The 24,049-nt window shown below is 74.7% G+C and carries 19 protein-coding genes and 1 pseudogene; 13 read left to right on the top strand and 7 right to left on the bottom strand.

The features are described 5' to 3' along the window. Positions 1 to 75: 75 nt before the first annotated feature. Entirely contained in the window at positions 76 to 459 is a 384-nt protein-coding gene (locus tag BN2279_RS26155; protein WP_059013490.1) for a cupin domain-containing protein, read from the bottom strand. A 39-nt stretch (positions 460 to 498) separates the two neighbouring features. Continuing rightward, a complete protein-coding gene (locus BN2279_RS26160; protein WP_234348089.1) occupies positions 499 to 2,709 on the bottom strand; it encodes a molybdopterin oxidoreductase family protein in 2,211 nt (736 codons plus the stop codon). A gap of 161 nt (positions 2,710 to 2,870) precedes the next feature. Between BN2279_RS26160 and BN2279_RS26165 the strand changes: the two genes are divergently transcribed. The 10 genes and pseudogenes from BN2279_RS26165 (at position 2,871) to BN2279_RS26200 (ending at position 14,534) form a co-directional block, all read left to right on the top strand. After that, positions 2,871 to 3,608 (top strand): sirohydrochlorin chelatase, encoded by a 738-nt coding sequence (locus BN2279_RS26165; protein ID WP_059013680.1) that lies wholly within the window; start codon positions 2,871 to 2,873, stop codon positions 3,606 to 3,608. 38 nt (positions 3,609 to 3,646) lie between these two features. Further along, entirely contained in the window at positions 3,647 to 4,915 is a 1,269-nt protein-coding gene (locus BN2279_RS26170; protein WP_059013491.1) for a deoxyguanosinetriphosphate triphosphohydrolase, read from the top strand. Positions 4,916 to 5,064: 149 nt separating this feature from the next. Then, positions 5,065 to 6,306, top strand: coding sequence for an NAD(P)/FAD-dependent oxidoreductase (locus tag BN2279_RS26175; RefSeq protein ID WP_059013492.1), 1,242 nt, complete (start codon positions 5,065 to 5,067; stop codon positions 6,304 to 6,306). A 71-nt stretch (positions 6,307 to 6,377) separates the two neighbouring features. Further along, on the top strand, positions 6,378 to 7,370 hold the full coding sequence (locus BN2279_RS26180) for an Acg family FMN-binding oxidoreductase (protein WP_059013493.1): 993 nt from the start codon (positions 6,378 to 6,380) through the stop codon (positions 7,368 to 7,370). Between the two features lie 9 nt (positions 7,371 to 7,379). Further along, a complete protein-coding gene (locus tag BN2279_RS26185) occupies positions 7,380 to 7,895 on the top strand; it encodes a GNAT family N-acetyltransferase (protein WP_079032511.1) in 516 nt (171 codons plus the stop codon). A gap of 96 nt (positions 7,896 to 7,991) precedes the next feature. Further along, entirely contained in the window at positions 7,992 to 9,734 is a 1,743-nt protein-coding gene (locus tag BN2279_RS26190; RefSeq protein WP_059013681.1) for a pyruvate dehydrogenase, read from the top strand. Positions 9,735 to 10,363: 629 nt separating this feature from the next. Continuing rightward, a pseudogene (gene dnaG, locus BN2279_RS28225) lies at positions 10,364 to 11,717 on the top strand (DNA primase); the annotation flags it as partial. Positions 11,718 to 11,813: 96 nt separating this feature from the next. Beyond that, on the top strand, positions 11,814 to 12,788 hold the full coding sequence (locus BN2279_RS30875; RefSeq protein WP_234348109.1) for a hypothetical protein: 975 nt from the start codon (positions 11,814 to 11,816) through the stop codon (positions 12,786 to 12,788). Between the two features lie 41 nt (positions 12,789 to 12,829). After that, positions 12,830 to 13,342 (top strand): hypothetical protein, encoded by a 513-nt coding sequence (locus BN2279_RS30880; protein WP_407702317.1) that lies wholly within the window; start codon positions 12,830 to 12,832, stop codon positions 13,340 to 13,342. Between the two features lie 100 nt (positions 13,343 to 13,442). Beyond that, the gene (locus tag BN2279_RS26200; RefSeq protein WP_079032512.1) at positions 13,443 to 14,534 is read left to right on the top strand and encodes an RNA polymerase sigma factor; all 1,092 of its coding nucleotides are present in this window, start codon (positions 13,443 to 13,445) and stop codon (positions 14,532 to 14,534) included. On the opposite strand, the gene BN2279_RS26205 is transcribed toward BN2279_RS26200, so the two are convergent. From BN2279_RS26205 to BN2279_RS26225, 5 genes are read right to left on the bottom strand one after another with little or no spacing between them, the layout of a single operon-like run. Further along, complete coding sequence (locus BN2279_RS26205; RefSeq protein ID WP_059013495.1) at positions 14,522 to 15,940, bottom strand: DUF6177 family protein; 1,419 nt, start codon at positions 15,938 to 15,940, stop codon at positions 14,522 to 14,524. The two genes, BN2279_RS26200 and BN2279_RS26205, sit on opposite strands and share 13 nt — an antisense overlap. Further along, on the bottom strand, positions 15,937 to 20,046 hold the full coding sequence (eccCa, locus tag BN2279_RS26210) for a type VII secretion protein EccCa (RefSeq protein ID WP_059013496.1): 4,110 nt from the start codon (positions 20,044 to 20,046) through the stop codon (positions 15,937 to 15,939). Before eccCa ends, BN2279_RS26205 begins: the two co-directional genes overlap by 4 nt. Then, complete coding sequence (locus BN2279_RS26215; protein ID WP_079032513.1) at positions 20,043 to 21,149, bottom strand: CpaE/TadZ family protein; 1,107 nt, start codon at positions 21,147 to 21,149, stop codon at positions 20,043 to 20,045. Before BN2279_RS26215 ends, eccCa begins: the two co-directional genes overlap by 4 nt. Positions 21,150 to 21,174: 25 nt before the next feature. Next, on the bottom strand, positions 21,175 to 22,479 hold the full coding sequence (gene eccD / locus BN2279_RS26220) for a type VII secretion integral membrane protein EccD (protein ID WP_059013497.1): 1,305 nt from the start codon (positions 22,477 to 22,479) through the stop codon (positions 21,175 to 21,177). Beyond that, the gene (locus tag BN2279_RS26225) at positions 22,473 to 22,718 is read right to left on the bottom strand and encodes a hypothetical protein (protein WP_059013498.1); all 246 of its coding nucleotides are present in this window, start codon (positions 22,716 to 22,718) and stop codon (positions 22,473 to 22,475) included. The genes eccD and BN2279_RS26225 overlap by 7 nt, the downstream gene beginning before the upstream one ends. 246 nt (positions 22,719 to 22,964) lie before the next feature. On the opposite strand from BN2279_RS26225, the gene BN2279_RS26230 reads away from it, so the two are divergent. The 3 genes from BN2279_RS26230 to BN2279_RS26240 are packed head-to-tail and all read left to right on the top strand — an operon-like array spanning position 22,965 to position 24,047. Then, entirely contained in the window at positions 22,965 to 23,300 is a 336-nt protein-coding gene (locus BN2279_RS26230; protein WP_059013683.1) for a hypothetical protein, read from the top strand. A 12-nt stretch (positions 23,301 to 23,312) separates the two neighbouring features. Then, positions 23,313 to 23,624, top strand: coding sequence for a pore-forming ESAT-6 family protein (locus BN2279_RS26235; protein ID WP_059013499.1), 312 nt, complete (start codon positions 23,313 to 23,315; stop codon positions 23,622 to 23,624). 36 nt (positions 23,625 to 23,660) lie between these two features. Continuing rightward, complete coding sequence (locus tag BN2279_RS26240) at positions 23,661 to 24,047, top strand: DUF6507 family protein (protein ID WP_059013500.1); 387 nt, start codon at positions 23,661 to 23,663, stop codon at positions 24,045 to 24,047. Positions 24,048 to 24,049 lie beyond the last annotated feature (2 nt).

Consider the following 24,049-nt stretch of genomic DNA (forward strand, 5'->3'; position numbering starts at 1 on the left):
GTCCCCTCCCTCGGCGGCTGTCCTCGCGCCTCCGCCTACCCAGGCGGGCGGGCGGCAGTCACGCCCGGTTGGTCGTTACGCGGGGTTCCCGACGCGGCGGGTGTCGTATACGACGACCGGCTCCGGGGTCGCCGTCACCGACGTCAGCAGCACCACGGAGTCCGACAGCGCGGCGAGCGAGTGCCGCGCCTGGGGCACGCGCATCACCTGTCCGGCGGACAGGTCGACCGTTCCCTCGTCCGTGCGCAGCCGCACCTGGCCGCGCAGCACCTGGAGGCTGGCGGCCGGCGGCGCGTTGTGCTCCTCCAGCTCGGAGCCCTCGGTGAGGGCGATCACGCTCTGCCGCAACGGCCCGTCGTGCAGGAAGAGATGGGCGCTGCGGCCGTGCTCGGCGCGGCGGGCGAGGGCCAGGTGCTCGTCCGCGAGGGCGGTCAGATTGTCCGTGAGATCCAGATCCATGACTCCATGCTCCCGGGTCGCGGCCGGACCGCAACTCGGCTACGTGGTCCCGGTGGTGGCGCCGGTCTCCGGGCCCGGTGCCGTTTCCGCGAGTTCCACCCGCACCGCGCACACCTTGAACTCCGGCATCCGGGAGGTCGGATCGAGCGCCGGGTTGGTCAGCGTGTTGGCCCGGCCCTCACCCGGCCAGTGGAACGGCATGAACACCGTGTCCGGCCGGATGTCCCGGCTGATGCGGGCCGGGGCCACCGCCCGGCCGCGCCGCGAGATCACCGCGAGCCGGTCGCCCTCGGCCGCGCCCAGCCGTTCCGCCAGCCTCGGGGGGAGCTGGACGAACGGGCCGGGCTCGGCCGCGTTGAGCCGCGCGACGCGCCGCGTCTGCGCGCCCGACTGGTACTGGGCCAGGACCCGGCCGGTCGTCAGCAGCACCGGATACTCGGCGGTCGGCTCCTCCGCCGAGGGCCGGTGCGTGACCGGCGTGAAACGGGCGCGGCCGTCGGGGGGGGCGAAGCGGTCGAGGAACATCCGGGGCGTGCCCGGGTGCGGCGTGGCGGAGTGGTCGTTGGACGGGTCGTCGCTCGGGGCCGTCGCGCCGGGCGACGGCGGCTCGGGGCACGGCCAGAACACGCCGTCCTCCTCCGCGATCCGCCGGTAGGTGATGCCCGAGTAGTCCGCCTTGCCGCCCGCCGAGGCGCGGCGCAGCTCGTCGAAGACCTCCTCGGGGTCGGTGGGGAACCCCTTCTCCCAGCCGAGCCGCCCGGCCAGCGCGTGCAGCACCTCCAGGTCGCTGCGGCACCCGGCCGGCGGGTCGGCGGCCTTGCGGCGCAGCAGGACCCGGCCCTCCAGGTTGGTCATGGTGCCGGTCTCCTCCGCCCATTGCGTCACGGGCAGCACCACGTCCGCCAGGGCCGCGCTCTCGGAGAGCACCACATCGCAGACGGCCAGGAACTCCAGCGACCGCATCCGTTCCTCGACATGCGCGGCGCGCGGCGCGGAGACCACCGGGTTGGACGCCATCAGCAGCAGGGCCCGCACCCCGTCCGGGGTGTCGCGGCCGAGCGCGTCGAGCAGCTCGTACGCGCTGCGGCCGGGCGCGGGCAGCACGTCCGGGTCCACGCCCCACACCCGCGCGACGTGCTCGCGGGCGGCGGGGTCGGCGAGCATCCGGTAGCCGGGGAGCTGGTCGGCCTTCAGGCCGTGCTCGCGCCCGCCCTGCCCGTTGCCCTGCCCGGTCAGGCAGCCGTAGCCGGACAGCGGGCGGCCCGCGCGGCCGGTCGCCAGGCACAGGTTGATCCAGGCGCCGACCGTGTCGGTGCCCTTGGCCTGCTGCTCGGGGCCGCGCGCGGTGAGCACCATGGCGGCGTCCGGCTCGCAGAACATCCGCACGGCCCGGCGCAGCTCGGGGACGGGCACGCCGGTGATCCGTTCCACCAGCTCCGGCCAGTGCGCCATCGCCGCCGCCCTGGCCTCCTCCCAGCCGGACGTCCTGGCCGCGATGAACGCCTCGTCCGTCCGCCCCTCGGCCACGACCAGATGCAGCATGCCCAGCGCCAGCGCCAGGTCGGTGCCGGGGCGGGGCGCGAGGTGCAGGTCGGCCTGTTCGGCGGTCTTGGTGCGGCGCGGGTCGATGACGATCAGCGTGCCGCCGTTCTCCCGCAGCTCGGTGAAGTACCGCAGCGCGGGCGGCATGGTGTCGCCGAGGTTGGAGCCGACGAGGATGACGCAGCCGGTGCGCGGGATGTCCTCCATCGGGAACGGCAGGCCCCGGTCCACGCCGAACGCCTTCGTCCCGGCCGCCGCGGCCGAGGACATGCAGAACCGGCCGTTGTAGTCGATCTGCGAACTGCCCAGCACCAGGCGGGTGAACTTGCCGAGCGTGTACGCCTTCTCGTTGGTCAGCCCCCCGCCGCCGAAGACCCCCACGGCGTCGGGCCCGTAGCGGGCCCGGGTGCGGGACAGGCCGGCCGCGATCCGGTCCAGCGCCTCTTCCCAGGTCGCCGGCGTCAGCTCGCCGCCGCGCACCCGGCGCACCAGCGGCTCGGTCAGACGCGCCCCGGAGGCGAGCACCTCGTTGGCGGTCTGGCCCTTGCCGCACAGCGCGCCCCGGTTCACCGGGAACGCGGTACGGGGCACGATCTCCAGGCCGCCCGCCGCCTCCGCGTTCGGGCGCAGCCGCATCCCGCACTGCAGAGCGCAGTACGGACAGTGGGTGTCCGTGCTCGTGCCGGCGTCGCTCATGACCTCGCTCATGGTCCCCAGCATGCTTCGTCCTTGTTACACCGGAGGTCCGCCCGCGTTACCCGGCCGGTGCGGCCGTCTCAGCACGTCACGGCCCCGGCGGTGAGGAACGGTGCCGCTGTTGGTGACACCTCGGCAACATGGCCGCAACGCGGCGGGCGCAGTCTGACGCCATGAGCGCAGCCAGCACCCCGCCGACCCTGGTCGTCGTCGCCCACGGTTCCCCGGACCCGAGGGCCCGGCAGTCCGTTCTCGCGCTGCTCCGGCTCCTGCGCGCCCTGCGCCCCGGGCTGCGCGTCGAGCTGGGCCACCTGGAGACGGACGAGCCGCTGCTGACCGACACCCTGGCCCGGCTGCGCGGCGACGCCGTCCTGGTGCCGCTGCTGTTCAGCCGCGGCTTCCACGTCAAGCACGACATCCCGTCGGTCCTGGCCGGCGCCGGGCACCTGAACGCCGTCACCGCCGGCTGCCTCGGGCCGCACCCGCTGCTGGCTGAGGCGCTGCACAGCCGGCTGACCGAGGCCGGTTACCGGCGCGGCCAGGCCGTCGTCCTGGCCGCCGCCGGATCGCTCGACCCGGAGTCGGCCGCCGGGACCGAGTACACCGCGGGCATGCTCTCCGCCCGCCTCGGCGGGGTGCCGGTGCTGCCCGCCTACGCCTCCGCCGCCGGCCCGACCGTGCCGGAGGCGGTCGCGGAGCTGCGCGCCCGCGGCCACCGCGAGCCCGCCGTCGCGTCGTGCTTCACCGCCCCCGGGCTGTTCGCCACCCGCTGCGCCGAGGCCGCGCCCGGCGTGGCGTCCGCGCCGCTCGGCAGCCACCCGGCGCTGGCCCGCCTGCTGCTGCACCGCTACGACCAGGCCCGGGGCACCCGCGCCGAGCCGTTCCCCCGCGCCCTGGCCGCCACCGCCTGAGCGCCCGCCGTTCACCCGCCGGGAGCTACGGTCGGGGTATGCACCACGCCGCCGGCTACGACGAAGCCGCAGCAGAACGGTTCGACCCCGAGCCCGACAAACGTCCCGGCCGGACCGCGTTCCAGCGCGACCGCGCCCGGGTCCAGCACTCCGCCGCCCTGCGCAGGCTGGCCGGCAAGACCCAGGTCGTCACCCCCGGCGTGTCCGGCGGCGGCGCCGAGGACGCCGCGCCCCGCACCCGGCTCACCCACTCGCTGGAGTGCGCGCAGATCGGCCGCGACCTCGGCGCCGCGTTCGGCTGCGACCCGGACATCGTGGAGGCCGCCTGCCTCGCCCACGACCTCGGCCACCCCCCGTTCGGCCACAACGGCGAACGCGTCCTGGACCGGATCGCCGCGCCCTGCGGCGGTTTCGAGGCCAACGCCCAGTCCCTGCGGCTGCTGACCCGCCTGGAGCCGAAACGGTTCGCCGCCGACGGCCGGTCCGCCGGGCTCAACCTGACCCGCGCCACCCTCGACGCCGCCACCAAGTACCCCTGGCCGCGCGGCGGCCCCCCCACCGACCCGGCCTCCGTCAAATGCGGCGTGTACGAGGACGACCTGCCCGTCTTCACATGGCTGCGCCGCGACGCGCCGCCCGCGACACGCTGCTTCGAGGCCCAGGTCATGGACTGGTCCGACGACGTGGCGTACTCCGTGCACGACGTGGAGGACGGCCTGCACGCCGGCCACCTCGACCCCCGCTGCCTGCGTTCCGCGCCCGAACGGAACGCCGTCTTCGCCGTCGCGGCCGAGCGCTACGCCCCGCCCGGCACCCCCCACGAGGAGCTGGCCGAGGCCCTCGACCGGCTCCTCGCCCAGGAGTGGTGGCCGCACGGCTACGACGGCGGCGCCCTCGCCCAGGCCCGGCTGAAGGACGCCACCAGTCAGCTCATCGGCCGTTTCTGCCTCGCCGCCGAACGCGCCACCCGCGACCGGTCCGGCCCCGGGCCGCTGCGCCGGTACGCCGCCGCGCTCGTCGTGCCGCGCGCCACCCGGCTGGAGTGCGACGTGCTCAAGGCCGTCGCCGACGTCCACGTCATGCGGCGGCCCGAGCAGGAACGGCTGCGCACCCGGCAGCGCGCCCTCCTCACCGAGCTGGGCGACGCGCTGCTGGCCCGCGCGCCGGACGGGCTCGACCCGCAGTACCGGGCGCTGTTCGACGCCGCCGGGGACGACTCCGCGCGGCTCCGCGTCGTGGTCGACCAGATCGCGGCACTCACCGACGCCTCCGCCCGTTCCCTCCACGCCCGGCTCGTCGGAGCCTGACCTCGGCACGCGCCCGGCATGACCTGCCCTCTTCCGGCCGAGCCCGCCGTCGGGCAGGCTCGTTCGAGCGGGCCGGCTCGTTGGAACGGGCAGGCCCGTGACGGAATGTGCGCCGGCACGGGAACGGCTGAGCGACCGGAGGGTCACAAGTGGGCGAGACACACGAGACGTTCGTCATCATCGGTGCGGGACTGGCCGGGGCGAAAGCGGCGCAGACGCTGCGTGAGGAAGGCTTCGCCGGCCGGGTCATCCTCATCGGGGACGAGCACGAACAGCCCTACGAGCGCCCGCCGTTGTCGAAGGGTTACCTCACCGGGCAGGCCGGGCGCGAGAGCCTGTTCGTGCACGAGCCGACCTGGTACACCACGCACGGCGTCGAGCTGCACCTCGGCCAGCCCGCCGTCGCCATCGACCGGGACGCCCGCGAGGTGCGGCTCGGCGACGGCGCCCGCGTGCCGTACGACGCGCTGCTGCTGGCCACCGGCGCCGAGCCGCGCCGCCTCGGCGTGCCCGGCACCGAGCTCGCCGGGGTGCACCACCTGCGGCGGCTGTCGCACTCCGACCACCTGCGGGGCGTGCTGACCGGCCGTGCGGACGGCGACGAGCCGCTGGTGATCGCGGGCGCCGGGTGGATCGGCCTGGAGGTCGCCGCCGCCGCCCGCACGCTGGGCTCCCGCGTCGTGGTGATCGAGCCGGCGGCGGCGCCCCTGCACGCCGTGCTCGGCCCGGAGCTGGGCGACGTCCTGGCCGGTCTGCACCGCGAGCACGGCGTCGAGTTCCACTTCGGCACCCGGCCGACCGCCATCACCGGGCGCGACGGCATGGTCGCCGGGGTCGTCACCGAGGACGGCCGTGAGCTGCCCGCGCGGGCCGTCCTGGCCGCCATCGGCGCCGGGCCGCGCGTCGCGCTGGCCCAGTCCGCCGGGCTGACCCTCGCCGAGGGCGGCGGCGTCGCCGTCGACGCCTCGCTGCGGACCAGCGACCCGCGGATCTTCGCCGCCGGGGACGTGGCCTCCCTCGCCGGCCGCCGCGTGGAGCACTGGGCCAACGCCCTCAACTCCGGCCCGGCCGCCGCCCGCGCCATGCTGGGCCGGGAGGTGACGTACGACCGGGTGCCGTACTTCTTCTCCGACCAGTACGACGCGGGCATGGAGTACTCCGGGTGGGCGCCGCCCGGCTCCTACGACCGCGTGGTCTTCCGGGGCGATGTCGCCAAGCGGACGTTCATCGCGTTCTGGCTGCGCGAGAACCGGGTCCTGGCCGGGCTGAACATGAACGTCTGGGACGTCACCGACGCCATCCAGGGCCTCATCCGGGACGGCCGCCCGGTCGACCCGGACGCGCTCGCCGACCCGGAGACGCCGCTGGCCTCGCTGCTGCCCGCCGCCTGACCGGCGCGGCCGGGGCATCCGGCTTATGGTGAACAGGACGGTGGCGGGGGTGCGCGCGGAAGGGAAGCCAGGTGCGGGTCGAGACCCCCGATACGCGGACCGTGACCGCCCTGGCCGAGGCCGCCTCGGCGGCCCCCTCGCTGCACAACGCGCAGCCGTGGCGGTTCCACTACCTGCGCGGCGAGGCCACGTTCCAGGTCCGGGCCTCGCTGGACCGGACCCTGCCGCACTCCGACCCGCACGGCCGCGCCCTGCACATGGGCTGCGGCGCCGCGCTGCTCAACCTGCGCGTCGCCGCGGCCCACGCCGGATGGCGGCCGGTCACCACCCTGCTGCCCGACCCCTACGACCCCCGGCTGCTGGCCACCGTCGAGCTGGTGCCCGACGGCCGGGACGGGACCGGGGGAGATCCGGAGGTGGCCGCGCTGGCGGAGCTGTACCCGGCGATCGGGAACCGCCGCAGCAGCCGGCTGCCGTTCGGCGAGGAGCGGGTGCCCGACCCGGTACGGTCCGCGCTGCGCGACGCCGCCGAGACGGAGGGCGCCCAGCTCCACTTCCCGTCCGCGTGGCACATCACCACCGTCCTGGACATGACCCAGGACGCGGAGGGCCGCGACCTGGCCGTCCCCGGCCGCCTGGAGGAGCTGGCCCAGTGGTCGGAGACGGACGGCGGGCCACCGGCCCGGGACTTCGCCGGCCGGCTCGCCACCGGCGACCACCCGGCCGCCACCGACCCGGGGCCGCCGCCGCAGCTCGCGCTGCTCGGCACCGCCGAGGACCGCACCACCGACTGGGTGCGGGCCGGGCAGGCGATGGAACGGGTGCTGCTGGAGGCGACCCGCCACGGCCTGTCCACCGGGCTCAGCGCCACCGCCATGGAGTGGGCGGATCTGCGCTGGACGGACCGCGATCCGCTCTCCGAGATGGGGCAGGTGCACGCCGTCCTGCGCTTCGGCCACGGCCCGGGCGTCCCGGCGACCCCCCGCCGGCCCGTCTCGCAGGTCCTGCGCGTCGAGAACGGGCCCCGCCACCGCGCCGCGAACCCCCCGGACGGCACGTCCTAGGCTGGCCGCATGGCCATCCGCACCGCCGTCGTTCCCCGCTCCGTGATCCACGAGCTGCGCCGTTCGGTCCTGCGGCCCGGACTGCCGCCGGCGAGCGCCGAGTTCGCCGAGGACGCGCTGCCCGGGACGCTGCACCTGGCCGCGTACGAGGACGACCGGCCCGAGGTGCTCGCCTGCGTCACCCTCTTCCCCGAACCGCTGCCCGGGGACGACCGGCCAGCCCACCGTTTCCGGGGCATGGCCTCCGCGCCCGCCGTCCGGGGCCGGGGCTTCGGCGCCGCCGTGCTGGCCGCCGCCGCGCGGGCGGCGGCCGGCCGCGGCCCCCGGCTGCTGTGGTGCAACGGCCGTGCCCCGGCCCGCGGCTTCTACGAACGGCACGGTTTCACCGTCGTGGGCGGGGAATTCGAGATCGAGGGGATCGGCCCGCACTTCGTCTTCGCCGGCGACGTGGACGACGTGGACAAGGCGGCGAACCGGCGGGAAGGGCAGGAAGGGCCAGAAGGGCCAGAAGGGCCAGAAGGGTAGGAAGGGCAGGAAAGGCGGGAAGGCCGAAAATCAGCCGAATCCTCCCGAAGCGGTTAGATTCCTCATGTGTCGTCTCCGACGGAGGGTGCGTGAGTGGTGGCCAAGCAGACCGTGGCGGAGCAGTTCGTCGAAACGCTCGCGAGGACCGGGGTGCGGCGGCTGTACGGAGTCGTCGGGGACAGCCTCAACCCGGTCGTCGACGCCGTCCGCAGACAGCGCGACATGGAGTGGATCCAGGTCCGGCACGAGGAGACCGCCGCCTTCGCCGCCGGCGCCGAGGCCCAGATCACCGGCCGGCTCGCCGCCTGCGCCGGATCCTGCGGCCCGGGCAACCTGCACCTGATCAACGGTCTGTACGACGCCCACCGTTCCATGGCGCCCGTGCTCGCCCTCGCCTCCCACATCCCCTCCAGCGAGATCGGCACCGCGTACTTCCAGGAGACCCACCCCGATCAGCTCTTCCGCGAGTGCAGCCACTACTGCGAGCTGATCTCCAACCGCCGCCAGATGCCGCGCGTCCTCCAGACCGCGATCCAGCACGCCGTGGGCCGCGGCGGCGTCAGCGTGCTCGCCCTGCCCGGCGACATCGCCGCCGAGCAGGTTCCCGAGGCGGCCGAGGAACATGGCCTGGTCACCGGCAGGCCCGCCGTCCGGCCCGCGGACGCGCAGATCGCGGAGCTGGCCGCCTTGGTGGACGAGGCCAGACGCGTGACGCTGTTCTGCGGCAGCGGCACCGCCGGGGCGCACGCTGAGGTGATGCGCTTCGCGGAGCGGGTCAAGTCCCCGATCGGGCACGCGCTGCGCGGCAAGGAGTACATCCAGTACGACAACCCGTTCGATGTCGGGATGAGCGGTCTCCTCGGCTACGGCGCGGCGTACGAGGCGACCCACGAGTGCGATCTGCTGATCCTGCTCGGCACCGACTTCCCGTACAACGCCTTCCTCCCGGACGACGTCCGCATCGCGCAGGTCGACGTCCGCCCCGAGCACCTCGGGCGCCGTTCCACGCTCGACCTCGCGGTCTGGGGCGATGTGAAGGAGACACTGAGCTGTCTCACGCCGATGGTGAAGGAGAAGACGGACCGCCGCTTCCTGGACCGGATGCTGAAGAAGCACGCCGACGCCCTGGAGGGCGTGGTCGGCGCCTACACCCGGAAGGTCGAGAAGCGGACCCCGATCCACCCCGAGTACGTGGCCTCCGTGCTGGACGAAGAGGCGGCCGAGGACGCGGTGTTCACCGTGGACACCGGCATGTGCAACGTGTGGGCCGCCCGTTACCTGACGCCCAACGGCCGCCGCCGGGTGATCGGTTCGTTCAGCCACGGCTCCATGGCCAACGCGCTGCCGCAGGCGATCGGCGCCCAGTTCACCGACCGGGGGCGGCAGGTCGTGTCGATGAGCGGCGACGGCGGATTCAGCATGCTGATGGGCGACTTCCTCACCCTCGTCCAGTACGACCTGCCGGTGAAGGTCGTGCTGTTCAACAACTCCTCGCTCGGCATGGTCGAGTTGGAGATGATGGTCTCCGGCCTGCCCGCCCACGGCACCACCAACCACAACCCGGACTTCGCCGCCATCGCCCGCGCCGCCGGGGCGCACGGCATCCGGGTGGAGAAGCCGAAGCACCTGCGCGGCGCGCTGCGCGAGGCGTTCCGCCACAAGGGCCCGGTGCTGGTGGACGTCGTCACCGACCCCAACGCCCTGTCCATCCCGCCGAAGATCAAGGCCGAGATGGTGACCGGTTTCGCGCTGTCCGCCGGCCGGATGGTGCTGGAGGGTGGCGTCGGCCGGATGGCGCAGATGGCGCGTTCCAACCTCCGTAATATTCCCCGCCCTTGACGCGGACGACGGGTACATGGCCGAAATCTGTGGGAGATATGGAGACACGGCGCCGCTTCTCTGACAGCATGTCGGAATCCAGGGACATGACACGCCGCCCCTCGGGGTCCGCTGACAGCTCCGGGAGTGGTCGTTGACGCATGTCGTACCGCGGATCGTGTTCGCCCGGCCCTCCGCCGCCGGGGCGGACAGCGGTGTGATCCCCGCCATGATGCTCGGCGTCCGGCACACCCCCGTCCCCACGGCGGACATCCGTGACCTGCTGACCTCGGCGACCGGACTGCCCGGCGGACCCGGGCCGCGTCTGCTGGAGGCGGCCGACGCCCGAGCGGCGAAGGACCCCGTGGCCGCCAACGCCGAAGTCGCCCAAGGCGTCTGGGAGTTCCTCCAGGAGCACGTGCTGCGCCTGCCGCCGGACCGGCGCGACGTCCAGCTCGTCACCGCCGCCGAGACCTCCCCCCACAGCCACCTCTACGTCCATGTCTCCTCCCCCCCCCCCCCCCCCCCCCCCCCCCCCCTCCCCCGGTCGCCGGCGGCGTCGGATGTGTATAAGAGCCAGCCGCTAGACCGTCCGGCGGCGCCGCCGGACGGCCGTCCGCGCTGTCCGCGCCGCGCCGTAGACTTCCCACGTGGCGGGCAGGATCAACGACGAGGACGTGAAGTCGGTCCGGGACGCGGTCCCGATCGACGCCGTCGTGTCCGAATACCTCCAGCTCCGCGCCGCCGGCGGGGGAAACCTCAAGGGCCTGTGCCCCTTCCACGACGAGAAGTCGCCCTCGTTCCACGTCAGTCCGAGCAAGGGCCTCTTCCACTGCTTCGGCTGCCAGGAGGGCGGGGACACCCTCGCCTTCGTCATGAAGATGGAGCACCTGTCGTTCTCCGAGGCCGTCGAGCGGCTGGCCGCCCAGGCCGGGATCACCCTGCGGTACGAGCAGGGGGGATACAGCCCGGGCAGGCAGCAGGGGGAGCGGACGCGGCTGGTCGAGGCGCACAAGGCCGCCGCCCGGTTCTACGCCGAGCAGCTCGGCTCGCCGGAGGGCGAGATCGGCCGGCGGTTCCTCGGCGAGCGCGGCTTCGACGCGGCGGCGGCGGAGCGGTTCGGCGTGGGGTACGCGCCGGCCGGGTGGGACCACCTCGTGCGGTTCCTGCGCGGACGCGGCTTCACCGACCGGGAGTTGCTGACGTCCGGCATCGCGCAGGACGGGCGGCGCGGACCGATCGACCGGTTCCGGGGGCGCCTGATCTGGCCGATCCGGGACATCACCGGCGAGGTCGTCGGCTTCGGCGCCCGCAAGCTGCGCGACGACGACAACGGCCCCAAGTACCTGAACACGCCCGAGACCCCCATCTACCACAAGTCCCAGGTGCTGTACGGGATCGACCTCGCCAAGCGCGACATCGCCAAGTCGAACCGGGCGGTCGTCGTCGAGGGGTACACGGACGTCATGGCGTGCCACCTCGCCGGGGTCACCACGGCCATCGCGACCTGCGGCACGGCCTTCGGCGGCGAGCACGTCAAGATCCTGCGGCGGCTGCTGATGGACAGCTCCAGCTCGCACAGCGCGGGCGAGGTCGTCTTCACCTTCGACGGCGACGCCGCCGGGCAGAAGGCCGCGCTGCGGGCGTTCGAGGACGACCAGAAGTTCGCCGCCCGGACCTCGATCGCCGTCTCGCCGGACGGCACGGACCCGTGCGAGCTGCGGATCGCCCAGGGCGACGAGGCCGTGCGGAACCTGATCGAGGGGCGTTCCCCGCTCTTCGAGTTCGCCATCCGGTCGATCGTCCGGCAGCACAACCTGGAGACGGCCGAGGGCCGTTCCGCCGCGCTCGACCACGCCGCGCCCATCGTCGCGCAGATCAAGGACAGCGCGATCCAGCACGAGTACGCCGTGCGGCTCGCCGGGCTCGTCGGCATCCCGGACGAGGGCTTCGTCGTGCGCCGCGTCGGGCAGCTCACCCGGTGGGGACGGGACCGGCAGCGCGCCGCGCCCCCCGCCCCCCGGTCCGCGCCCGCCGCGCCCCCGTCCCGCTCGGGGGTGACACGGCTGGCTGCAACGCCCCGGCCGCAGCCAGCGTCGGGTGTGTATACGGGCCGACCACCGCACCGCGCGGACCGTCCTGGGAGCCATCGGCGGCGGCTCGCTGGAACTGCCGCCGTCCCCGCAGTACCAGCGCATCCTCGCCCGCCCCGACGCCGGGGGCGCCATGGAGTACCTGTGCCGCCTGCTGCGCATCCAGGCCGGCGACATCCTCGCCTACAACGACCGGCGGTACCGCGACGACGAGCCGTACGACGGGCTGGTGCAGCTCGCCGCCCATGGCGTCGCCGAGATCGGCGACCACACCGTGCACCAGCACTGGTGGGGGACGGCCCACGTCTGGCGCACCGCCGCCACGCCCTACCACGCGGCGGCGGCGCGGGCGATCGGCTGCTTCATCGACGCCTCGCCGCTGCCCGGCGCGACCCGCCGCCTCCCCGGGGAGGCCACCGGCCGCTATCTGGCGCTGCTGGGCTTCGGCGGGCCGCCCGCCGCCGACCCCATGGCCGTCGGCTGCGTCACCCACCCGGCGCTGGCCCGCGCCTGCGCCACCCTCGACGTGATCGCGGAGGGCGGGCTGCCCGCCGATGTGGTGGCACGCCAGCACCTGGGACCGCTGTTCCACGCGGCGTCCGCGCGGATGCCGGTCGCCGCCCGGCTCAACGAGGGCGCCGTGCGCCTCCTCGACACCGTGACCGGCGGCCTGCTCGCCGAGCCGCGCGCCCCGGGCCGCCCGTCCGTCAGCCCGTTCGACCGGCCCGGCGTCCCGGCCGTCGCCTACGAGCTGCCGGCCGCCGAATGGGCGGCGGCGCTGGCCGCGCAGTCGCCGGAACAGGTCGAGAAGGCCCTCGTGGACGCCTCACCCGTACCCCTCCCCGCCGAGCCGCCCGGCCTGCCCACCCCCCGTCCCCTATACACATCCGACGCTCCCGACGAAGATGCAAGCGGGCGACGCAGCCGCGCTCCGCACACGCAGCCCGACCCACCAAGTTGGTTTGGTGCGACGCAGGGGTAGCTCTGGGGCTTAACTCCATGCCCGCGGGGGAGGCGGGGGTGGTGGAAAAGACGCAGCCGCTGAACCTGCGCAGCCCCGCCGCGCTGGCCGAGCGGGAGCTGCTGAAGCTGGCCCTCCAGTACCCGGAGCTGGTCTCCCCGGTCTTCGACGCCTACGGCGAGGACGAGTTCACCGTTCCGCCGTACACGGTGGTGCGCCGCGCCGTCGCGGAGGCGGGCGGCGTGGCGGCGGCCGACGACGCGTACCTGGAACGCGTCCGGGAGGCGGCGCCGGACGACTCGGTGCGGGTGCTGATCACCGAGCTGGCCGTCGAGCCGCTGAACCTGCCGCGCCGCAGGCAGCGCGAAATCGACCTGTACGCCGGGCAGTTCCTCGTGAAGGTGCGGCTGGCCGCGGTCGAGCGGCGGATCGGCCAACTGGAGTCCACCGCGCTGCGCGCCGAGGCGGGAGGCGACGACGCGCAGGCGGCGGCCGACGCCCGCCGGCAGGTGTGGGAGCTGGGGCAGTACCGCACGGCGCTGCGGGAGCGCGGCGTCGCCGCCCTCTACGGCTGAGCCCGCGCCCGGACGTCAGCACGCCGCTCACCGGCGGCAACAGGATTGAGGACACGGGTAGTTGGGTAGCCACGCGGCCCGTCACGACCACCGTCAAAAAGTGTACGCACGCATCTCGTGGCCGGTGCTCGCCGTCGGTCACACTGAGGTCAATGCCGCATCCCCTCCTTTCTTCCCCGCCTGCCGCGAGATTCCTGGAGGCTTACCCGTGCAGACCCCGACCCTGCCCAGCACCCCTCCGGCCCCCGAGCCCAGGGTGGCCCCGCGGCCGGAGGGCAACGGCGCGTCCGGCGACCTCTTCCGGCAGTACCTGCGCGAGATCGGCCGCATCCCGCTGCTCACCGCCGCCGACGAGGTGGAGCTGTCGCGCAGGATCGAGGCGGGCCTGTTCGCCGAGGAGCGGCTGCTGACCGGCGGGAACCTGGACGAGCGGCTGACGCTTGACCTCGACCGGCTCGTCGTCCGCGGCCGGGTGGCGAAGCGGCAGCTCATCGAGGCGAACCTGCGGCTGGTCGTCTCCGTCGCCAAGCGGTACATCGGGCGTGGCCTGACCATGCTGGACCTGGTGCAGGAGGGCAACCTCGGGCTGATCCGGGCGGTCGAGAAGTTCGACTACACGCGTGGCTTCAAGTTCTCGACGTACGCGACCTGGTGGATCAGACAGGCGATGTCGCGGGCGATAGCGGACCAGGCCCGCACGATCCGCGTCCCGGTCCACGTGGTGGAGCTGATCAACCGCGTGATCCGCGTCCAGCGCCGCGTCCTCCAGGAGCGCGGCCACGAGCCGACGTCCGAGGAGATAGCGGTCCTGCTCGGCATCACCGTCACCCGCGTCGGCGAGATCCTGCGGCTGGCCCAGGACCCGGTCTCCCTCCAGACGCCGATCGGCGACGAGGACGACGTCAGCCTCGGCGACCTCATCGAGGACGTCGACATCCCCTCCCCGGCGGAGTCCGCCGCCTTCCTGCTCCTGCGCGAGCAGCTCGAATGCGTCCTGTCCACCCTCGCCGACCGGGAACGGCGCGTGGTGGAACTGCGCTACGGCCTGGTCGACGGCCGCCCCCGCACCCTGGAGGAGATCGGCCGGCTCTTCGGCGTGACCCGCGAACGCATCCGCCAGATCGAGCACAAGACACTCGGCAAACTCCGCGACCACGCGTACGCCGAGCAGTTGCGCGGCTACCTCGACTGACTCCCTTCCGCACCACGCCTGTCCAGACCGTGCAGATGGGCCATCAGCCGCCGGAACCCGTCCCAGCCCGCGTCCCCGAGCGGGAAGAACAGCCCTGGCCGGGCCGCCGGGCCGAGAAACGACGGAGGCCCGGCGAGCGGCGCGCGACGCGCGTTCTCCAGTCCGACGACGCGCACGTCGTCCGCGCCGACCGCGAACGCGACCGGCTCCGGCGGCGCTTCCAGCCACGCCGGAACGGTCAGGTCGGCCCGCGCCCGCCGTGACTGGACCAGCAGCGACACCAGCCCGTGCCGCACCGCCAGTTCCTCGGCCACCTCATGGCCGCGGTCCGGCACGTCACCGCCCGCCGGGTGGCCGAGGGCCAGGGTGACGTCCTCCTCCACGCCGCCCGTGGTGCGCGTGACCCGCAGGGTCGCGATGGCCGGCCGGTCCGGCCGCCCGACCACGACGAACCAGGTCGGCTCGGGCGCGCGGGCCCGGGCCAGCGCGGTCAACCCCTCGCGGGACCACGGCAGACCGGCCGGTTCGGCGGTGCCCCAGCCGGCCGGCGGGGCACCGGTCAGCCGCCGCCACGCCGCCTCCAGCCCACCGCCCAGCAGGAGTTCGCGGTCGGCCCGGTGACGGGTGACGAACGACAGCAGGAGCTGCCGGTCCGCCGTTCCCCCGGCCCGCGCGGTGGCCTCGGCGAAGACCGGCGCCGGGGCGCCGTCGCCGGTGGCCGTGAACGCGCCGTCCACCCACCGCAGGACGGCGCCCGACAGCCCGTCGAAGAACCCGCCCTCGCCGTCGCGCACCACCCACCGGTGGGGCAGCCCGCCGAGCGCCGGGCGGGGCGGCAGCGACAGCCGGGCCGAGGCCGGGGTCACGATCTGCAACGCCCGCCCGCCCGCCGTGGCGGCGCGCAGCGCGTCCGACAGCCACGCCGTCATGGCGACCACGGGCCGGTCCTGGATGACGGCCGCCACCTTGTCGGTGAGCACGTCCACCGCGGGCTGGGCCGCGGCGGGCGCCGAAGCCGTCGCCCCCCCCGTCACCGCCGCCGCGCCGCCGTCCGGGGCGGTCGCCTCCGGCGGCCACACCGAGCCGCCGAGCCGGACCGCGAGCCGGGTGGCGATGGCACCCGCGAGCCGGTCCGCTCCCTCCGCGGCGGTCGCGGCCCGCACCTCCGTCCACCACACCGGGCCGTTCACCTCGGCGCCGAGCAGACGGGCGACCTCCCCGGGTGTGTGGACCAGCATCGGCGCCTCGACCGACGCCAGCGGCCGGCCGCGCGGGTCGCACAACTGGATCACCGCGCCGTCGCCCTCGACCGACACGGCCGCGTCGGGGCCGCCCGCCATCAGGCCGGCCACCAGGCTCCACGCGTCCGGCATCCGTTCGGTCAGCGCGATCACATCCGTCGTCATGCCCCGTCCCGCCCCTCGCCGTCCATGCCGTCGCCCGCGTCGTGGGTGCCGTCGGTTTCGTCGGTGTCGCCGTCCACGAGGGCCGTCTGGATCAGCCGGTTCGGCTCGCCGCGCCGGACGAACGTGCCCCGCCCGGCGGGCCGCGTCGCCGCGTACACGCCGGGGAAGAGCTGCCCCTCGGTCCGGTCGCCCGTCATCACCAGCGCCGACGTGCCGCTCTCCCGCAGCGCCGTGAGGAACGGCTCGTACATCGCGCGCGACGATCCGGCCACGCGGCGGGTGACGACGAAGTGCAGCCCGATGTCCTGCGCCGACGCCACGTACGGCAGGAACGGGTCGAGCGGCTGCCGCCGGGCGGTGGTCAGGATGTCGTAGTCGTCGACGAGCACCACGATCCGGGGCCCCGAGGGCGCCGCGCCCCCGGCCGCCAGCACCTCGGGCGGCGCCCCCTCGTCCGGCAGCCGCCGCTCCAGCACCCCCGCGATCCCGGCCGCGAGGCTCGCCGCCAGCTTCGCGTTGTAGGCGTACCCGCCGCGGTACGGCTCCGGCACGACGCTGTGCAGACCACGCCGGGGGTCCATCACGGCGAAGACCAGCTCCTCGTCCCCGTACCGCTCCACGAGGCCGCGCGCGATCAGCTTCAGCAGGTTCGTCTTCCCGCACTCGCTGTCACCCAGGATCAGCAGGTGCTGGTCGTGACGGAACAGGTCGAGCGCCACCGGCCGCAGCGCGTTCTGGTCCAGGCCGATCGGGACCCGCTTCGGCTCGGCGTCCCGGTCCGGCAGCCGGCGGCGGGTGAGCCGCGGCGGCAGGACCCGCACCGGGGGCGCGGACGGCCCCGACCACGCGGACCTGACGGCGCGCACGGCCGTCTCGACGGCGGCGCCGAGGCCGTCGGCGGTGGCCCGCCCGTCGATCCGGGGCAGCGCGGCGTGCGCGAACAGCTTGTCGCCGGTCAGCGCCCGGCCCGGCTCGTCGGCGGCGAGGGTCTCGGCCAGCCGCCGGTCCACGCCGCTGTCGCCCGGGTCGTTCAGCCGCAGCTCCACGCGGGTGCCGAACGCGGACTGGGACGCGATGCGGACGTCGTTCCAGCGCAGCATCGCGGCGACCACGTGGATTCCGTAACCGCCGCCGCGGCGCAGCAGATCCGTGACCGCGTCGTCCAGCTCGTCGAAGGCGTCGCGCAGTTCGCCGAAGCCGTCGATGACCAGGACGACGTCGGTCGGGCCGAGATCGGGCAGCCCGCCCGCCGCGCGCAGCCGCCGCAGGTGATCCATGGAGTCGATGCCATGCTCCCGGAACGACTCCTCGCGGGCCGCTAGCATCGTGCGCAGCTCCTCCACCGTCCGGGCGGCCCGCTCCCGGTCGGCGCGGCCCGCGACGCCCCCGACGTGCGGCAGCCCGGCCACCGCGCCCAGGCCGCCACCGGCCAGGTCGAGCCCGTAGATCCCGACCTCGCGCGGGGTGTGGGTGAGGGCGAGGGACAGGACGAGGGTGCGCAGCAGGTTCGTCTTGCCGGACGCGGGCCCGCCGATGACCGCCGCGTGGCCGCCCGCGACCGTCAGGTCCAGCGTCCACTGGCCCTGCCACTGCCGGGCCGGGTCGTCCAGCAACCCGATCGGCACCCGCATCGGGTGGCGCGGTGCCCGGTTCAGCCGCATGCCGTCACGGCCCGTGGTCCCCAGGGGTCCGGCCACCGCGTCCAGCGCCACGGCGGTGGGCAGCGGCGGCAACCAGATCTGCGCCACGGGCGGCGCGGCGGCGGCCAGTTGGTCCACGACCGTGGACAGCAGCGACGGCCCGGCGGTGCGCCGGGCGGGCGCGGGCGCGTCGTCGCCGTCGGCCGAATCCCCGGCCGTGCCCAGGGAGTTGTACGCGGGATACGGCAACACCTCGGGCCGTCGCGCCGCGGCCTCCGCCTCCCGGCGGGCGGGGCGGCGGTAGGGGCCGGACACGTAACTCGCCTTGAACCGGTCGTAGGCGCTGGTGTCCACCTTCAGGTAGCCGAAGCCGGGGATCGGCGGCAGGTGGAAGGCGTCCGGGGTGTTGAGCACGGTCCGCGACTCCTCGGGGGAGAACGTGCGCAGGCCGAGCCGGTAGGACAGGTACGTGTCCAGGCCCTTGAGCCTGCCGCCCTCGATCCGCTGGCTGGACAGCAGCAGATGAATCCCTATCGAGCGGCCGATCCGGCCGATGGACAGCAGCAGGTCGACGAAGTCGGGCTTGGCGGTGAGGAGTTCACCGAACTCGTCGATGACGACGAACAGGTGCGGCAGCGGCGGCAGTTCGGGCCGGTCGGCGCGGGCGGCGGCGTAGCCGGCGATGTCCGCGATGTTGCCCGCGTCCTTCAGCACCCGCTGCCGCCGCTTGACCTCGCCGGCGAGGCTGGTGTGCACGCGCTCGACGAGGCCCGCGCGGTTCTCCAGGTTGGTGATGACGCCCGCGACGTGCGGCAGCGACGTGAAGGGGGCGAACGTCGCCCCGCCCTTGTAGTCCACCAGCACCAGCGCCAGGTCCTCCGGGGGGTGCGTCACCACCAGCGCCAGGACCAGGGTCCGCAGCAGCTCGCTCTTGCCCGAGCCGGTCGCCCCCACGCACAGGCCGTGCGGCCCCATGCCCAGCTCGGCGGCCTCCTTCAGGTCCAGCAGTACCGGCCGGCGGTCGTCACCGAGCCCGATCGGCACCCGCAGGAACGCCTGTTGCCCCCGGCGCGGCGCCCACAGCCGGTCCAGGTCGAGCGCGGCCGGGTCCTCGACGCCGAGCTGCTCACCGAAGTCCACGGGACCCGACAGGGGCGCGCCCGCCGCGGCCGACTCCGGCGTCAGGCGCAGCGGCGCCAGCATGCGTGCCAGCCCGGCCGCCCCGGCCGCCGTCACCTCGTCCAGCCCGCCGCGCAGCAGGACCGGGTTCTCGCCCCGCAGGTCCTCGACCGCGATCTGGGCCCGGCCCGCGCCGCCGCGCGCCTCGGCGTCCGGGGCACCGTCCGGGTCGCCGACCGTGATCCGCAGCGACACCTCGCCCGGCTCGTGGATCCGTTCGGCCAGCAGATGCACGACCGTGACGCCCATGTCCCGCAGCGGCACCGCCTCGTCAGGGCGCGGCAGTTCGGCCGCCACCCGCCCGTACCCGTCGCTGATCACCAGCAGCCGCTTGGCCAGCCGCAACGCCTCCCGCCCGGCCAGACCGCGCCGCACCTCGGCCGCGTAAGCGGCCCGTTCGCGCAGTTCGGCGCCGAGTCCCCGGCCGAGCGAGGCCAGATCGGGCGCGATCCGGCGGGCGCTGACCGGGCCGTCGAGCGCGTCGGCGTCCAGCACGTGCGGCAGCCACTTCACCCATTCCCAGTCCCCGAGCCGGTCCTCCCCGCACGCCAGCGCCAGCGCCACGTCCTCCGGCGCGTGCGACACGGCGGCCTGCGCGACCAGGGTCCGCGCCACGCGCAGCACGTCCGCCCGTTCACCGATCACGCTCACGTCACCGGCACGGTCGAGCGGCACGGTCAACGGCATCTCCGGCGCGGCGGAGAAGCGTTCGCGCAGCCCCGCGGCCTCGTTGAGCATGAACCGGTCCGGCGGGGTCAGCACCGTCGTACCGCGCTGCTCCAGCGTCAGCACCCGCGACGGCACCTGGCCCGTGGCGACCCGGACCTGGAGGAAGTCCCGGTCCCCGCGCCGCCGTTCCCACAGCCGCGCCGGGTCGTCCACCACGTCGTACAGCGCCTCCGGCGCCGGGTTCAGCACCCGGGCCGCGGCCCGCCGTTCACGATCCTCCGCGCTCAACTCCTCGCGCAGCTCCTCCAGGTACTCCAGGTAGCGCTCCCGCTGCGTGCGGCGCGTCCGCAGCGCGCGCCCGCGCTGGCTGAACAGCAGCCCGACGCCGCCGATGACGGCGACAACCAGGACCAGGGCACCGATGGCGGCGAACTGGCTGCCGCGCAGCACCGTCATCATCCCCACCGAACCCATCACCCCCGCCATGGGCAGCAGCGACGCGGCGGTCGAACCGGCGTTCCCCTCCGGCAGGTTCGGCGGCGGTTCGATCGCCCGCTCGGCCGGCTCCGGCAGCGGGCGGGTGGTCCGCGCCGGGCGGTGCACCTGGCGCGTGCTCACGCGCGGCCTCCGCCCCGCGCCATCGCGCGGTCCATCGACTCCGCCGCGATCAGGGCCGCCGCCTCCCGGGTCGCCTCCCCGAGCAGCCCGGTGCGGATCACGCCGCCCCCGGCGAGCGCGCGGTCGTACGGCAGCGCCACCACCCGCGCGCCGCCCGCCTCCAGGTACGCGGCCGCCTTCCGCGGGTCCAGCCCCATGTCGGGCGCGGTGTGCGCCAGGACCACCACGGTCCGCGGCAGCATCGACCGGTGCAGCCCGCCCAGCCAGTCCAGCACCGACCGGGTCGCGACGGCGCCCGCCGTGGTCGCCGGGCTGACGAGCACCCGCGCCTGCGTCGTGGCCAGCGCCGTGCGGGCCACCTCGGCCGGCATCGTCTCGCAGTCGACGACCGTGGTCCCGAAGTAGCGGCGCAGCGACGTCATCACGATCCGGTAGATCTCGACGTCGAGCTGCGCCCCGGCCGTTCCCCGGCTCCCCGGCAGCAGCCAGCCGCCCCCCGCGAACGGCAGCAGATAGCCGGTGACATCGGTGATCTGCATCGACGGATCGATGATGCGCGCCACGTCACCGCACGTCCACCGCACCTGCGTGGCGCCGAGCCGCCTCGCCAGCGTGCCGAGCGCCGGATCGGCCTCGACGGCCAGCACCGGGTCGTGGCGGTGGGGCGCGAACGCCAGCGCCAGCAGCGCCGCGACCGTGCTCTTGCCCGCGCCGCCCCTGATGCTGGTGACGGCGATCTGGCGGCCCGTGGTGATCGGCTGCTGGATCAGCCGCGCGACACGGGCCGCCTCCTCGGTCTGCCGCGCCGCCGAGGACAACAGCGTCCGGCGCAGCACGCGCAGGGCCCGGCGCGGCAGCGGGTCCCCGTGCCGGACCCGGTCGCCGCCCAGCGCGGGGGAGACGACCGGCTCGGGCTCCGGCGCCGGCGGCGGCAACGACGGCCGGGAGGACCGGGCCGGCGGCGGGAGCGCCCCCGGCGGGGCCGCCTCGGTCCCCGTCCCCGGCACGGCCGGATCCGGATCGGCCGGGGCGGAAGCGCCCCCCAGCTCGCGGAACACGTCCCGCTGCCAGTCCCCTTGCGCGCCTCGCGACTGTGCGGACATGACTCCCCCGACCCTCTCGATGACCTCAGAACGTGTCGAGCAGCCGCCCGTAGACGCCGAACGCGCCCACGGCGACCGGGATCAGCGCCACCACGCCGACCGACTCGGCCAGATTCGCCAACCGCCGCAGCCGCACCCGCACATGGTCGGGCGGCCGGACGACGAACAACGCCAGCGGCAGCACCGCGAGCACACTCAGCGCGATCAGCGGACCGGCCGCCGACCCGCCCGGCCGGTCCGCCCACAGCAACAGCAGCCGCACCACCAGCACCGTACCGGCCGCCAGCAGCGCCACCACCTCGACCGCCAGCGGGAACGCCCGCGCCCGGGACAGCAGGACGACGGCCAGCAGCGCCGTCACCGCCACCCGCCACGCGTCGGCCTCCTGAACCGCGAGCCACCCCGCGACCGCCGCCGAACCCGCCGTCACCACGGTCGCCAGCGCCAGCCCGCGGTGCGTGGCGGCCAGCGCGCTGTCCACCCGGTACCGGCTCACCGACGCCCCGCCCGAACGCCGGTCGTCCAGCGCCGCCAGCCCGGCCGCCGACAGCGCGACCCGCGGCAGGAACCCGAGCGCCAGCACGGACGCCACGCCCAGCAGCACACCGCTCTCGTACGTCTCGGAGACCAGCGCGGCGCACGCCTCCCAACCACCCACGGCCAGCGCGAGGGCGGCGGCCCCGACCAGCGCGCCCCGCCCGGCCGCCGTGCACAGCCCCAGCAGCGTCAGGGTGACGACGACGGCCAGCCCGACGGCGGCGGGCCGTTCGTCCTCCGTGGCCGTCCACGCGCCGAACACGCCCAGCGCGCCGCCCAGCAGGATCAGCACCGCGCCCAGCCGCCGCCCGCCCAGCACCGCGGCCACCAGCGCGCCCAGCACGGCGACGGCACCGGCCACGCCCAGCAGCCAGCCCCCGGCGTCGTCCGCGCCCAACCGCTCCCGCGCCTGCGCCGCCGCGACCAGCCCCAGCGTCAGCGTCGCCGCCCCGGCCGTCCACATCCTGGTCCGGTGGTCCCAGCGCCAGCCGCGCGCGTCGAGATCGTCGGCCGCCACATCGGTGACGTCGTGCACCACCGGCGCCGCCGGGGTCTCCTCCTGCCGCACCAGCCGCAGCACCGCGCCGTCCGCCACCCCGGCCGAGGACAACGTCTCGTCCTGCCCCAGCACTTCGCCGCCCGGCGTGATCAGCCACCGTGACGCCGGCACTCCGGCGGCCCGCTCTCCGAGGAGCCGCAGCACATCGGGCAGCAGCTCACCGATCGGCTCGTCGGACGGCAGCACGAGATCGACCCGCCGCCGGTGTCCCACCAGCGTCACCCGGCTCACCATGGCGACGTCAGCTCCGCCGCGCCCTGATCGTCGCTCTCCGCCATGGTGTGGGAGATGAACGACCACCCCACGCACCCGGCGCACAGCACGGCGGCGAGGGCGATCCCGCCGAAGATCTTCCCCGTGTTCTCGTCGAGCCCGCGCCGCGTGCGCTCGGACCCGAACGCGACCGCGTCGCGGAGCCGCCGACGCCGCACCGCGACCGACTCCAGCAACTGACTGTCGTAGTCCCGGGCCACCGCACCGCCCCCGTTCTCGCGAATCCCTACGGGGGAACCTTACGAATCTTTCCGCACGCTTACCAGCGGCGATGTTCCGCACCGGCCGGGAACGCGGGGCGGATCTCCGCCGCTGCCCGCGGCATATTCGACGGGTGCGGCTTCCGTGAAGATCGGGGGAATTGATTCACTCGCCTGTTTGCCTCCGCTCATGAGACGCTGCTATGAGTGGAGCAACTCGGCCGACAGGGGGAGTTCACGGTGGGCATGAAGTTCGACATGGGGAATCAGGCGCTGTCGAACCTGATCCAGCAGTCACAGACCTCAAGCACCGATCTCGGCACGCTGATTCAGCGCCTGGTCGCCGCCGCCGAGCCTCTGGAGGGCCGGTTCAACGGCGCCGGACGGGCGGCGTTCGACTCGTTCAAGGCGCGGTCGGACGAGATCTCCGCCTCCCTCAACACGGCGCTGCGGCAGATCCTGGGCGGTCAGTCCGGGATGGAGCAGGCGTTCGGCGAGGGCGAGCACGAGTCGGCGGACAACGCGCAGCAGGCGCAGGCGTCGGCGAACTTCGACGCGGCCCGCTTCTCGGGCCGGGCGTGAGGGGGCCTGGACATGGGTGCGAACAGTGACCGCCGCAGCTACGACACGGACGCCTCGGGCGAGGCGCAGACGAATCTCCAAGGCGTCATCGCGCAGTTGGAGACCGTGATCGCGGACCGGGACCGGCAGGTGAAGGCCGCGATGGCGGACTTCCAGGCCGACGGGGTCTCCGAGCAATATCACGGCGTGGAACAGCGGTGGAATCAATCGGCGAACGAAGTCCGGTCCATTATCGGGCTGTTGAAGTCGACGCTGGAGAGCAACGACGCGACCGCGCAGAACACGCTGACGCGCGCGCGGAGCGCGGTGGACAACATCGGCTGACGGTTCTCGGCCGTGTCCGGGGGAGGTTGTTGACACATGCCGGATTGGGACATCGATCCGCAGGGCGTGCGGGACGTGCTCACGAGCACGGCGGAGACCGCGGGCCGACTGGAGGGCTGGGGAACCGGCTACCAGGAGAGTCTGCGGAGCGCGGCGTCGTCGGCCGGGACGCTGTACATGGGCGGCGCCGAACGGCCCGAGGCCGGCCTGGTCGGGGCCGCCCTGGCGGAGTTCGCGGAGAAGACCCAGGAAGACCTCCAGTACATCGCCGCCCGCGCGAGCGCCTCACTGAACGGCGCGTTGCAGGCGACCGTGGAATACCTCAACGGCGACATGGAGATGGCCGAGCGCGCCCAGCGCAACGCGCTGGCCGAGCCGGACCTGGAGACGCCGCCCGCCGACGAGCAGGGCGGGGGCCGGTAGCC

The sequence above is a fragment of the Streptomyces specialis genome, from assembly GCF_001493375.1.
Lineage (GTDB): Bacteria > Actinomycetota > Actinomycetes > Streptomycetales > Streptomycetaceae > Streptomyces > Streptomyces specialis.